Source organism: Halomonas sp. H2 (assembly GCF_050215315.1).
Taxonomy (GTDB): domain Bacteria; phylum Pseudomonadota; class Gammaproteobacteria; order Pseudomonadales; family Halomonadaceae; genus Vreelandella.
Genome location: NZ_CP189760.1, coordinates 1,624,285 through 1,637,019, shown reverse-complemented (window position 1 = coordinate 1,637,019; position 12,735 = coordinate 1,624,285). Strand labels below are relative to the sequence as shown.

The 12,735-nt window shown below is 56.7% G+C and carries 8 protein-coding genes; 1 reads left to right on the top strand and 7 read right to left on the bottom strand.

What is annotated here, in order from left to right; genetic code table 11:
- Positions 1–22: 22 nt before the first annotated feature.
- The 7 genes from rluF to cysM form a co-directional block, all read right to left on the bottom strand.
- The gene (gene rluF, locus ACQE2I_RS07590; protein WP_427030967.1) at positions 23–1,039 is read right to left on the bottom strand and encodes a 23S rRNA pseudouridine(2604) synthase RluF; all 1,017 of its coding nucleotides are present in this window, start codon (positions 1,037–1,039) and stop codon (positions 23–25) included.
- 34 nt (positions 1,040–1,073) lie between these two features.
- Positions 1,074–1,619 carry a DUF924 family protein gene (locus ACQE2I_RS07585; protein ID WP_427030965.1) on the bottom strand — a complete coding sequence of 182 codons (546 nt, stop codon included), beginning with the start codon at positions 1,617–1,619 and terminating at the stop codon, positions 1,074–1,076.
- A 67-nt stretch (positions 1,620–1,686) separates the two neighbouring features.
- On the bottom strand, positions 1,687–4,335 hold the full coding sequence (gene ppc / locus ACQE2I_RS07580; protein WP_427030964.1) for a phosphoenolpyruvate carboxylase: 2,649 nt from the start codon (positions 4,333–4,335) through the stop codon (positions 1,687–1,689).
- Between the two features lie 38 nt (positions 4,336–4,373).
- A complete protein-coding gene (mazG, locus tag ACQE2I_RS07575; protein WP_427030963.1) occupies positions 4,374–5,213 on the bottom strand; it encodes a nucleoside triphosphate pyrophosphohydrolase in 840 nt (279 codons plus the stop codon).
- Positions 5,213–7,489 (bottom strand): GTP diphosphokinase, encoded by a 2,277-nt coding sequence (relA, locus tag ACQE2I_RS07570; protein WP_427030961.1) that lies wholly within the window; start codon positions 7,487–7,489, stop codon positions 5,213–5,215. Before relA ends, mazG begins: the two co-directional genes overlap by 1 nt.
- A 90-nt stretch (positions 7,490–7,579) precedes the next feature.
- The gene (rlmD, locus tag ACQE2I_RS07565; protein ID WP_427030960.1) at positions 7,580–8,971 is read right to left on the bottom strand and encodes a 23S rRNA (uracil(1939)-C(5))-methyltransferase RlmD; all 1,392 of its coding nucleotides are present in this window, start codon (positions 8,969–8,971) and stop codon (positions 7,580–7,582) included.
- A gap of 2 nt (positions 8,972–8,973) precedes the next feature.
- Positions 8,974–9,870 (bottom strand): cysteine synthase CysM, encoded by an 897-nt coding sequence (gene cysM / locus ACQE2I_RS07560; protein WP_427030958.1) that lies wholly within the window; start codon positions 9,868–9,870, stop codon positions 8,974–8,976.
- A gap of 91 nt (positions 9,871–9,961) precedes the next feature.
- On the opposite strand from cysM, the gene ACQE2I_RS07555 reads away from it, so the two are divergent.
- Positions 9,962–12,706: an ATP-binding protein gene (locus tag ACQE2I_RS07555; RefSeq protein WP_427030956.1), complete on the top strand. Its 2,745-nt coding sequence runs from the start codon at positions 9,962–9,964 to the stop codon at positions 12,704–12,706.
- Positions 12,707–12,735: the final 29 nt, after the last annotated feature.

The window sequence follows — 12,735 nt, the reverse complement described above, 5'->3', positions numbered from 1 at the left end:
AAGACTCTTGAATGATGAGGAGTTACTTGCGCCGCTGAGAAGGCTTGCCCGCCACCGCTGGCTTACCGCGGCCTTTACCAACGGGCTTACCTTTAGGCTTACTTTTAGTACTAGGCTTGCCGGGGGCTTTGGCCTTGGGATGCGGCTTACCTGGCGCACTGGCTTTCGGGCCAGTACGCACTTTACCACTGGCAGCTCTTTTACCCTTGAGGGGAGGTTTCGCCCCAGCGGCTTTAGCAGCTGGCTGTTTTGTCTTTCCTGCGCCCGAACGTGCACTGTAGTTGGGCCGTTCAGGTTTGCTTTTCTTATCCGGCACGGCTTCTGATTTTTCGGTCAGTGCGATAATAGTATCAATCTCTTTAGCAGTGAGATCGCGCCAATCCCCTAGGGCTAACCCTTTGAGTGGCACATTCATAATCCGCGTGCGGATCAGTTGGGTAACCTCATAGCCGAAGTATTCGCACATGCGGCGGATTTGCCGATTAAGCCCCTGCACCAAGGTAATGGTAAACACAAAGGTGGACTCTTTTTGTATCTTACAGCGCTTGGTCACTTTGCCCAGAATCGGCACGCCGCTCTGCATGCCGTCGATAAACTCATCAGTGATCGGCTTGTTCACCGTCACTTGGTACTCTTTTTCGTGGCTGTTATTGGCGCGCAGAATCTTATTAACCAGATCGCCGTTATTGGTTAAAAAAATCAGCCCCTGGGAGTCTTTGTCGAGCCGCCCAATGGGAAAAATACGCACCCCATGCTTCACAAACTCAACAATATTGTCCTTTTCGCTGGACTCAGTGGTACTGACAATGCCCACCGGCTTATTCAGTGCGATAAGCACTAGATCTTCCTCTTCCTGAGGCTCGATCTCCTGGCCGTTAACCTTAACCAAATCCCCCGCAATAACTTGATCGCCGGCGGTGGCACGGCGACCGTTAATCCACACGTTGCCCTGCTCCACAAAGCGGTCGGCTTCCCGGCGAGAACACAGGCCACTTTCACTAATGTACTTATTGATACGGGTAGATTTTCGTAACGACATAAAACGCCATGTGGCAAAAGGGGTGAAAGAAAGCTTAGAACGACGAACCAGGCTGCTTTAAGAAGACCTGCTCTTCGTGCGTAGAGACCCGCCCCAAAACTTCATTGCGGTGCGGGTAACGCCCAAAGCGATCAATAATCGCTTTGTGGCGTACTTCAAAATCGCGATTATTTTCTAGCCCTGGCTGGTCAAACAGCTGCATAGCGACTTCATGAATCGTGGCAGCTTCACTGTGCATATAGGGCATATACAGAAACGCCCGCTGTTCATTGGTTAGTTCTGTGTCTGACCCAGCGGCTACCGCCTCTTGAGCCAGCGCCAGCGCTAAGGCATCGGTAGCGAAAGCGCGTGGGTCATCGCGGTAGATATTGCGCGAGAATTGGTCCAGCACAATGATCTCCGCCAACCGGCCGTGTGCGGTGCTGCGCCATGCGTAACACTCGCACTGCGCAGCCTTGGCATGCAGTGCGCCAAATCGCTGCAAAATCGTCTGGTCCATTTCAGGGTCTTTTTTAAACCACTGAGCAGGCGTCAACGCTTCAAACCAGAAATCGAGTACCGCTTGTGAATCTGAGGGCATTGACGCCTCCCTGTTATGGTAGAACGCTATGGTAGAACGTTGTGGTAAACAATTGTGGCAAAAAAGTCTAGCCGGTGTTGCGCAACCCTGCCGCAATGCCCGCCATGGTCACCATCAGTGCGCGTGAAAGATCGGCACTAATCGCTCCATCGGCATCGCGATTACGCTGCAACAACTCCGCCTGCAAACCATGCAGCGGGTCAATGTAGGGGTTGCGAACATCGATCGCTTGGCGAATCAACGGCGTGTTCTCCAGCAGCTTCTCTTGCTGGAGAATATCCAGCAAAGCACCTTCCAAGGACGCAAAACGGTGGCGTAACTTTTTACCCAATACCTTCAACGATGGCTCGTCGACCAAGCGGTGTTCATAGTAAGCGGCAATCGCCACATCGGCTTTCGCCAACAGCATCTCAAGCATGTCCAGATAGGTGCCGAAGAAAGGCCAGTCGTTGCGCATCTCTTGCAGCACATCACGACCGCCGGGCTGCTCTAAACGCTGCGAAAAGGCTTCGCCGCTGCCCAGCCACGCGGGTAACATCAGGCGAATCTGCGTCCAGGCGAAAATCCACGGAATCGCACGCAGAGTTTCGACCCCGCCATCCTGGCGACGCTTGGTGGGCCGCGAGCCCAGCGGCAGCCTGCCCAGCGCGCCTTCCGGCGTTACCGAGCGGAAGTAAGGCACAAAATCCGGATCCTCCCGCACCACGCCCACGTACGCGACGTGCGCTACCTTCGCGAGCTGATCCATCTCTTCGCGCCAGTGCGGCTCGGGCGCAGGGGGCGGCAACAGGGTCGCTTCCAACACCGCGCAGGCGTAAATCTCCATGGAGCGCAGGGCAATATCCGGCTGACCAAACTTGAAGCGGATCATCTCGCCCTGCTCGGTCACCCGCAGGCTGCCGTTCACCGAGCCGGGAGGCTGGGAGAGAATCGCCGCGTGAGCCGGGCCACCACCACGGCCAACGGTGCCACCGCGGCCGTGGAACAGAGTTAGATCGACACCGTGCCGGTTACACACATTGACCAGCGACTCCTGGGCCCGGTACTGCGCCCAGGCGGCGGCTAGCTGGCCGGCATCTTTGGCTGAGTCGGAGTAGCCAATCATAACCTCCTGACGGTCATCGATGAGCGAACGATAGCCAGGAATTGAGAGCAGTTTATCGACAACGTCGCCGGCATGATCCAGGTCGTTGAGGGTTTCAAACAGCGGCGCAATCGGCAGCGTTACCTGGCCACCGACTTCTTTCATCAGCAGCGCGACGGTGAGTACGTCGGAGGGTTCTGCCGCCATGGAGATAATGTAAGTCCCCAGCGCCTCAGAATGCTCTTGAGCGATGACTTTGAAGGTGTCCAGCACCTCACGGGTCTCGGCGGAGCACTCCCAGCGGCGCGGAATCAGCGGGCGGCGGGAAGCCAGTTCGGCAAGCAGAAATGCTTGCCGTTGCGCTTCGTCCCACTCGCGATAGTGGCCTAAGCCGAGCGCACTGGTCAGTTCTTCAATCACCAGGGCATGGCGACTGGCTTCTTGGCGAAGGTCGAGCTTGGTCAGCGTCACGCCAAAGACCGCTACCCGGCGCAGGGTATCCAGCAGCGCGCCATTAGCGATGGTATCGAGGCCGACATCGCACAGCGAGCGATAGCACGCCAGCAGTGGCGCATAGAGCTGATCGCGGGTTTCGATAATTGGCCCGCCGTCATAGCTGTGGCCTTCCAGCTCCGCTTTGGCCCAATCACGGGTCGCCTCCATTTTCGCCAGCAGGCGTTTTAATACTTCGCGGTAGGGTTCGTTGACATCGCCTGCTTCGGCTTTTAGCGCGCTGTTGGCCTTCCACATGGAGAGTTCGGTCTTCAACTGCTCAAGGTCGCGCAGGTAAAGGTCGGCGGCCATCCAGCGGCCTAGTAACAATACCTCGCGCGTTACCCGGGCGGTGACGTTGGGGTTACCGTCCCGGTCGCCGCCCATCCAGGAGGCGTAGCGTATCGGCGCGGCGTCAAGGGGAAGACGCTCACCGGCGGTGCCCAGTAGCAGGTTATCCAAATCGCGATGAAAATCCGGCACCGCTTGCCACAGCGAGTTTTCGATCACCGCAAAGCCCCACTTGGCCTCATCCACCGGCGTGGGCCGCTCGTGACGAATCTCATCGGTATGCCACGCCTGACTAATCAGCTCTTCCAGGCGCCCCTGAGCGCGGGTGCCACGCTCAGGGTAGTCTTCCGAGCTCTCGATGGCGGTTAAACATTCATCGATGGCGTCATATTTTTGGATCAAGGTGCGGCGAATAACTTCGGTGGGGTGCGCGGTGAGCACCAGTTCCACGCGCATACTGGCAAGGGTCTCGACCAGCTTGCGCGGTGAGCTACCCGCTTGCTGGGCGCGCTCAAGCAGCTCCCCCAGCACTGGCTGGAAGCCGGGCTTGTAGTCCTCTACCCGGCGAAAGCGTGCTCGATAGTGCTGCTCGGCAATATTGGCGAGGTTTAAAAACTGATTAAAGGCTCGAGTGACCGGCAACAGGTCGCTCTCGGGGAGTTCACGCAGGTACTCGATCAACTCGCGCTGCTGCAACGAATCACCCTGACGCCCTTGCTTGGCGTGGGCACGAATGGTTTCGATCTTATCGACAAATGCTTGGCCCAAATCATCGGCAATAGTTCGCCCCAGACTATCGCCCAGAATACGCACGTTGTCGCGCAGAGATTCGTGTAGGTCGTGACTCATTGGCATGGCCTCCTTGCAGGGGTCGCAACATTATTAAATCAGGAATGGGTAGCTTGTTTTTCTTGTACTTTGGCTGCCTGCCAGTAGGCTTCCATCTCGTCGAGCGAAGCCTCCGTCAATGGCCGCTGGGCAGCGTTAAGCGCGCTCTCGACGTAACGAAAGCGGCATTCAAATTTGCTATTCGTCCCGCGCAGGCACTGCTCAGGGTCGGCGTCTAGGGTGCGAGCAAGATTGGTCACCGCAAACAGCAGATCACCCACCTCTTCACGAGCATGTTGTTGATCTCCGGCGGCTAGCGCCTCTTCCACCTCGGCCAACTCTTCACGAATTTTGTCAATGACACCGCGGGCATCGGGCCATTCAAAGCCCACCCGTGCGGCACGTTTAGACAGTTTGGCGGCGCGGCTAAGCGCGGGCAGCGCTCTTGGTACGTCATCCAGCACTGAAGGGGGTTGGGTGGCCCGCTCGGCCCGTTCGTCTGCCTTTAATGCCTCCCAGCGGCTGTTGACTTGCTGGGTTTGCACTTCCTCAGCACTCACCCCAGGCGGGCGACGCGAGGCCAAGGTGCCCTCAGGAAATACATGCGGGTGACGACGCAGCATCTTGGCCGTCAGCGTATCGACAATATCGGCAAAGTCGAAGCGCTGCTGTTCGGCACCAAACTGGGCGTAATAGACCACCTGAAAGAGCAGGTCGCCAAGCTCACCGGGTAGCTCGTCGAAGGCGCGCCGCTCAATGGCATCGGCAACCTCGTAGGCCTCTTCCAGGGTGTGGGGCACGATGCTGTCCCAATCTTGCTTGATATCCCAAGGGCAGCCTTGTTCGTGGTCGCGCAGTACCTGCATGAGTGTCAGCAGATCATCGATACCATAGCGCATCATGCCCCTCCTTTACGCGCTTGCTTTTCCGGGTCGGCATTGCGCAAGCGGCGTACTTCGGTAACGTTGGGCAACTGTTGAATGCGCGAAAACAGGCGCCCCAGGGATTCAAGGCCATCGACTTCCAGGGTAATGCGCAGCCGGGCAATGCCTTCGTCGGTATCGGTTAGCGTGTTCACTGCGAGTACGTTGACTTTTTCATTACCCAGCAGCCCGGTAACGTCGCGCAGCAGGCCAGAGCGATCCCAAGCCTGTATCTCAATAGTCACCGGGTAGCGGGTCTGAGCGCGCTCGCCCCACTCGACCTCGATAATGCGCTGGGGCTCATCCAGGCGCAATTGCAGAATATTGCTGCAATCCTGACGGTGAACAGTAACGCCGCGCCCCTGGGTAATAAAGCCAATGATCGGCTCACCGGGCACCGGGCGGCAGCAGTTGGCCATACTGGTTTTCAGGTTACCGACGCCCAGCACAGTAATATCGCTTTTGGTGGCTTTGCTGGACTGTCGTTTAGGCTTGGCCAGCAGGCGTTCCAACTGATCTTGGTCGTCAGTTTCACCAAACAGCTGCTGCGCCTGATGCAGCACTTGGCCAATGCGCAGGTCACCCGCCCCTATAGCGGCGTACATATCCTCGGCGTTGAGGTAATTGACGGCTTTGGCCAATTGGGCCAGATTGAGCCCCTCTACATCTAAACGGCGCATCTCACGCTCAAACAGCACGCGCCCTTCGTCCAGATTTTGATCACGCGCCTGATGTTTAAACCATGCCTGGATTTTGGCCCGTGCCCGAGAGGTGCGCACATAACCCAGGCTGGGGTTTAACCAGTCGCGGCTCGGCCCGCCTTTAGTGGCGGTAAGAATTTCTATCTGCTGGCCGGTCTTAAGCTTGTAGGTGAGCGGTACGATGCGTCCGTTGATTTTGGCGCCCCGGCAGCGGTGGCCAATCTCAGTATGCACCCGGTAGGCAAAGTCGATAGGGGTGGCAATCCGCGGCAAATCGATCACGTGGCCGTCGGGGGTAAATACGTAAATACGGTCAGGCGCCACATCGCTGGCGAGCCCTTCGCGCAAGTCGCCAAAACCACCCACTTCGTCCTGCCACTCTAATACTTGGCGCAGCCAGGCGATTTTCTCTTCGTAGCTACGGCTTTTGGCGTTGGTATCGTGGCCTTTGTAGCGCCAGTGGGCGCAGACGCCCAGCTCCGCTTCGTCGTGCATGGCGAAGGTGCGAATCTGAATTTCGAGCACCTTATTTTCTGGCCCCATGACGGCGGTATGCAATGACTGGTAGCCGTTCTTTTTGGGGTTGGCGATGTAGTCGTCAAACTCGTTCGGCACGTGGTGCCACCGCGAGTGGATAATGCCTAGCATGGCATAGCAATCGGCGACTTCCGGTACCAGAATACGTACCGCGCGCACATCGTAAACCTGGGAAAACTCGATCCCTTTACGCTGCATTTTGCGCCAGATTGAGTAGATATGCTTGGCCCGGCCATCCACGTCGTGGCGCTGGATATGCTGAGCCTCTATCAAGCCTTTGATCGTTTCCACTACGTCATGAATATAGCGGTCGCGGTCAAGACGCTTTTCCGCCAGCAGCTTGGCAATCGCTTTATACTCATTTTCATGCAAGTAGCGAAAGGATAGATCTTCCAGTTCCCACTTGAGCTGGCCGATACCCAAACGGTGAGCTAGCGGTGCATAAATATCAGCGACTTCCCTGGCCACCTGTAAACTTTTTTCCCGGGGAGCGTCTTTTACCTGACGCAACGCACAGGTGCGCTCGGCAATTTTGATCAGCGCCACGCGCACATCGCCGACCATGTTGACCAACATTTTGCGCAGGTTTTCCTGCTGGTTGTGCTGGCCCATGCCATGATCGGGTGCCAACGGGTAGCTGATCGCGGCCATTTGCAACACGCCATCAATCAGGCTGGCCACTTCTTTGCCAAAGCGCTTTGACACGGACTCAAGGCTTAGCAACCCTTCGCGCACTGCACGATAAAGCACCGCTGCTTCCAGTGTGGCTTGATCCATCTTTAATTCGTCGAGAATATCGGCCATTTCCAGGCCCATGCGAAAGCTAGAGCCTGGCGATAGCCATACGCGGTGGGTGCGTGGGGCCTCAAGCTCCAACTTCTCAGCGAGTTCACAAGCATCGACTAAACGCTCAGGCTCAGGTAAGCGCACATCCTCTTGCAGGCGCGTTAACCATTGCGGTATGTCCACTCTTCCATTAGCTGTTAACGGTTGGTCTTCACGCACTTTCACCATGACAATAACTCATCCATTCAGGGAGACGGTCTCAACACGGCCGTCACCGTGGCTTGATGCAATGGGACATGAGCTCCGGCATTTAATAACCTAAGCTTCAAGCAGCATCAGCGTTTCCATATGCGCAGTGTGAAGGAACATATCGGCCACTGCTACTTGCTTAATCCGGTAACCCGCATGCACAAGATGTGCCGCATCCCGGGCAAGCGTTGCGGGATCACAGGAAATATAGACCACCTTGGGCACCGGATGACGCGCCAGCGCCTGACAAATAGCTTCACCCCCGCTGCGCGGCGGGTCGAGCACCAGCGCATCACTATCGCGATGGGCGGTTAACAGCGCATTAACGCTAGCAGTATCGCTTAAATCGGCCTGCTGACCGCTGACCATAAGCTGGTTGCGCTGGGCATTAATGGCAATCCGCGCCACCATGGCGGGGTTGCCTTCCACCGCGTGCACCTCTGCCCCGGTGGCCGCAATGGGCAGGCTGAAATTGCCAATACCCGCAAACAGGTCGAGTAGTTTTTGCCCTGGCTTAGGTGCCAACCAGTGCATAACCTGAGCGACCATTTGCTGATTCACCTGGGCATTGACCTGTAAAAAATCTCCTGGCGCAAAACTTAGCGTTAACGGTGGCTGGCCCTCCAGTATCAGCGCCTCTTCCAGCACTGGCGGTGCGCCATGCCAGTGCAGCACGGGTGTTTCACGCCCCAGCCAAGTGCCTAACGCCACCTGCTGCTGATCCGCAAAGGTTTGCCAGCGCTCGGCGTCCTGGGCGTGCTCCTTTAACTGCCGAATCAACACCACCTTCGTGGTGGGCGTTGCCAGCAGCTCAATGTGGCCGACCAAGCGCGGTGCATCTAACGTTCCCAGTAACTCACGCAGAGGCGTTAACAGCTGTTGTAAACCCTCAACCAACACCGGGCAGCGCTCGACATCCACCAGGCGATGGCTATGGGCGGCACGAAAGCCGAGACGCGGCTTGCCCTGACTATCGACTTTGACACCCAGGCGCGCACGCCGCCGGTAGCCTTGATCATTACCGTGAATAGAACCGATATCGGGCAATGTAATGCCTTGACGCGAAAACAGGTCGCGCACTACCTCACGTTTATGGGCGCGCTGGGCATCAATGTTTAAGTGCTGCAAATCGCAGCCGCCGCAGTGGCCGAAATGTGGGCAAGGCGGTGTAATCCGCTGCTCAGACGTGGTCAGCAGTGACTTGATATGCGCTTCATCAAAACGCTTACGGGTAAGATGAATGGCCACATCGACCTGCTCACCAGGCAGCGCCTGGTCAACAAACACGGTTTTGCCGTTAGCCGCATGAGCGACGCCACGGCCATCGTGCGCCAAACGTTCAATCACCAAAGGTGATGTATCATCCACTACTGGATTGCGCACTTTTCCGCCCGGCGTACCCGCTAACCCAGAGTGACCCGATGCGGGCCTGGGTGGCCGCCGTTTTCCCAACATGGCCATGGTTATACTCCCGGGGCAAATAGGCCGGTGGAGAGATAGCGATCGCCACGGTCACAGACAATAAACACGATCACGGCGTTTTCCACCTGCTCGGCAACCCGCAGCGCGCCTGCCAAGCTGCCGCCGGATGACACGCCTGCCAGAATTCCCTCTTCACGGGCTAGACGGCGCATATGCTCTTCGGCCTCTTGCTGGCCAATATCCAGAGTGACATCCACTCGTGGCGCTTCAAAAATGGCGGGTAAGTACTCTTTTGGCCAACGGCGTATGCCGGGAATACTGGCGCCATCAGCAGGCTGCAAACCGACAATTTGAATCGCCGGGTTTTGCTCTTTTAAATAGCGCGACACCCCCATAATGGTACCTGTGGTGCCCATGGAGCTAACGAAGTGGGTCACCTCGCCTGCCGTTTGTTGCCACACCTCTGGGCCTGTCGCATGGTAATGCGCTAGCGGGTTGTCTGGGTTGGCAAACTGGTTAAGCGGCTTACCCTCGCCGCGAGCGATCATGTCATCGGCAATATCTCGGGCTTCTTCCATGCCACCGGCTTTGCTGGCGGGAATCAATTTAGCACCGAAGGCCGCCATGGCCTGTTTGCGCTCATCCGAGGCATTTTCAGGCATGATCAGCACCATGCGATAGCCCTTAATTGCCGCGGCCATAGCCAAGGCAATGCCGGTATTACCTGACGTGGCCTCAATCAGCGTGTCGCCAGGAGTGATATCGCCCCGCGCTTCGGCTTCACTAATCATCGAAAGCGCAGGTCGGTCTTTGACCGACCCCGCTGGATTATTGCCTTCCAGCTTGGCCAGCAGTGTATTGTTACGGCCTGCGCTAATGCGCTTAAGTCGCACTAGCGGCGTGTTGCCTACCACATCTTCCAAGGTGGGATAATTCATCGTACTTTCCTTATCTTAACCGTTATGCTGCATTATATCGGTGTCGCCTTGGGCTGGACAGGCAACCTCATTGAATCAGCGAGCTTCTTTCATGTCTTTGAACACGCGTCTGCTGTTTGCCTTACTCGGTTTTCCGCTGCTGGTATACGCCTTAATGGCGGTACTGCTGGTTATTCAGAGTGATGCGCAAGCACGCGCTGCCAAGCAGGAGCGCTTAGAAAGCGCAGGTGAACTATTAGCGCCCAGCTTGACGGATGCGATCGCTGATGGCGATTCGCAGCGGCTGGAAAATTTAGCGCGCCAGTTGCTCAACCTCAAAGGGTTACGGGCAGTAGCGCTGTTTGATCAGCAAGGCAATCGCCTCTTGGCCACTGGTCAGCCCACCCCGCCGCCGCTTGAGGCACCGGCAGAGAGCCAGCTCATCATGGAGGACGACACGTGGCGACTGCGCTTACCGCTAGTCGCCGCCCAGCTCAGTGCCAGCCCGGTCAATATTAACAGCAGCGCTGGCTGGTTAGATATCGAGATGGACACCCGCACGCTGCCCCTGGGCCGCTACAAACTTATCGCCAGTCTCAGCTTAGGCGGCATGCTGCTGGGCTTATTAATGTTTTTAGTCGCCTTTGCGATTAGCCGCTACGCCACTCGCCCTCTCGAAGAGGCCAACCAAGCCCTTTACCGCTTATCCCGCGGTGACTACCGGCTCCACCTAATGCCCTCCAGCGCCACGGAACTGCAACACCTTTCAACCCACGTTAATGCACTGGCCAAGCACTTTCAGCAGGCTCAGCGAGAGTTGCAAACGCAAATTGAGCAGGCCACCAGCGAGCTGCAAGAGTCAATGGAAACCATTGAAGAGCAGAATATCAAGCTCGATTTGGCCCACCGCAGCGCGCTCCGGGCTAACGCCGTAAAGTCTGAATTTTTAGCCAATATGAGCCATGAGATCCGCACCCCTTTGAACGGGATTATCGGCTTTTGTCGCTTCTTAGGGCGCTCATCGCTGGATACACGACAGCAGGAGTGGCTACAGCACGTGCACAGAGCTTGCGATAATCTGCTCATGCTGGTTAACGACGTGCTCGACTTTTCCAAGCTTGAAGCCAACCGGCTTACCCTGGAAGAGGCGGATATTGATATTGTCTCATTAGTTGATGAAGTCGTGGGACTGCACGCCCCAGAAGCTCAGCGCAAACAATTACACTTGGTGGCCATGGTGTATGACGACGTGCCCACCCCGCTGTGTGGCGACCCATTACGCATTCATCAGGTGTTGAATAATTTAATTGGCAATGCGCTCAAATTCACGCATGCAGGCGAAGTGATTGTGCGCGTTATGCTGGCCAACCAGGAAGGCCAGCATGTGGTGTTAAACCTCAGCGTTAGCGACACGGGAATAGGCTTAAGTAATGCCCATCAGCAGGCGTTATTCAGCGCCTTTTCCCAGGCCGAACCCAGCCATTCACGCCAGTTTGGCGGCAGTGGTCTGGGGCTGACTATCTGCCGCCAGTTGATTGAGCGCATGGGCGGTGAAATTGCCGTAGAGAGCGAGCTGAGTAAAGGCACCACCTTTTCGTTTACGCTGCCCATGCTTGCGCAGAAAGCCAGCGAACGGCCGCCAGAGATTAACTTGGCCAATCCGTCTATTCGTTTATATGAAGCCCATGCTCCGACACGGCATGTACTGGAGCACTTACTGCAGCGCTGGGAAGCGCAACCGATTGGCTTTGATGATCCTGAGCAAGCACGGCTACTTATATTAGGGTTGGAGCACAGCGATTTCAGCCCCGAACGCCACGCCTACTGGCAAGCGGTCATTGATCAAACGCCCAGCCCGGTATTGGTGTTAGCCAATGGCACTAGTTTTGACCTACCGGCGCTGCGCCTACCCCATGGCGGTGAAACCCTTTACAAACCCTTTTCGCGTGCCCAGCTGGTGGCCTCTTTAAAGCCACTGCTGTTACCAGCGGCGGCAGCTAGAACGGCGGGGCTGTTACCCGCACCTGCAGATTCGAACACCTCCCAGCTCCTTAGGCTGCTGATTGTTGACGATAATGCCCCCAACCGCGAACTGCTCAAAAGCATGCTTGAAAACCCGGCGCTGCATATCACCAGCGTAGAAAGCGGCCACCAGGCGCTGGAGTTCGCGCGGGTCAGTAGCGCTGACATGGTGTTAATGGATATTCGTATGCCGGGCATGGATGGTGTGCAGACCACCCAGGCGCTGAGGCACCTCAGCAGCACTTGGGCGTGCTGCCCCATTATTGCGGTGACCGCCCATGCGCTTAACAGCGAGCGTCAAAAGTGGCTAGCAGAGGGTTTAGATGATGTGCTTATCAAACCAATTGATGAAGTACAGCTACGGCAACTGCTGCATCGCTTCTTGGCAGTGAGCCTGCCGCCCCCTGAGGACGTGACTGCTGCGGTGCAAACGTCTAAAGAACCTGCAAGTAAACGCTATACCCAAGCGGCTCCGGCCACGCTACCGGTGGTAGATCTTGAGATGGGGGCTCGCCTAGCGGGTGGCAAAGAGTTTCTAGCGCGTGAGCAGCTAAAGCGTTTGATTGATACTCTAGACGAGAACGAACAGCATATGCGCGCCGCGTTTGCGCAGCAAAACTTGCCGACCTTACTCGATTGGGTACACGGGCTGAATGGCGCCAGCCGCTACTGCGGTGCGTCAGAGCTTGCACTGCTGATCGAGACCCTGGAAACCCGTCTTCGCACCAGTGGTTTAGACCACGTAGAGAATCTGCTTGAAGACCTTTACCGGGCAATGGCACGACTGCGGGCGCAGCGCCCGCTTCTACTCAGGCCCTCACCCAACTCAGATTGATGTGCCTGACGGCTGACGTTGTAAACTAT

Bases quoted from the DNA above. Each gene is read 5' to 3' on its own strand.
- rluF (WP_427030967.1), bottom strand. From the start codon at position 1,039: ATGTCGTTACGAAAATCTACCCGTATCAATAAGTACATTAGTGAAAGT.
- ACQE2I_RS07585 (WP_427030965.1), bottom strand. From the start codon at position 1,619: ATGCCCTCAGATTCACAAGCGGTACTCGATTTCTGGTTTGAAGCGTTG.
- ppc (WP_427030964.1), bottom strand. From the start codon at position 4,335: ATGAGTCACGACCTACACGAATCTCTGCGCGACAACGTGCGTATTCTG.
- mazG (WP_427030963.1), bottom strand. From the start codon at position 5,213: ATGCGCTATGGTATCGATGATCTGCTGACACTCATGCAGGTACTGCGC.
- relA (WP_427030961.1), bottom strand. From the start codon at position 7,489: ATGGTGAAAGTGCGTGAAGACCAACCGTTAACAGCTAATGGAAGAGTG.
- rlmD (WP_427030960.1), bottom strand. From the start codon at position 8,971: ATGGCCATGTTGGGAAAACGGCGGCCACCCAGGCCCGCATCGGGTCAC.
- cysM (WP_427030958.1), bottom strand. From the start codon at position 9,870: ATGAATTATCCCACCTTGGAAGATGTGGTAGGCAACACGCCGCTAGTG.
- ACQE2I_RS07555 (WP_427030956.1), top strand. From the start codon at position 9,962: ATGTCTTTGAACACGCGTCTGCTGTTTGCCTTACTCGGTTTTCCGCTG.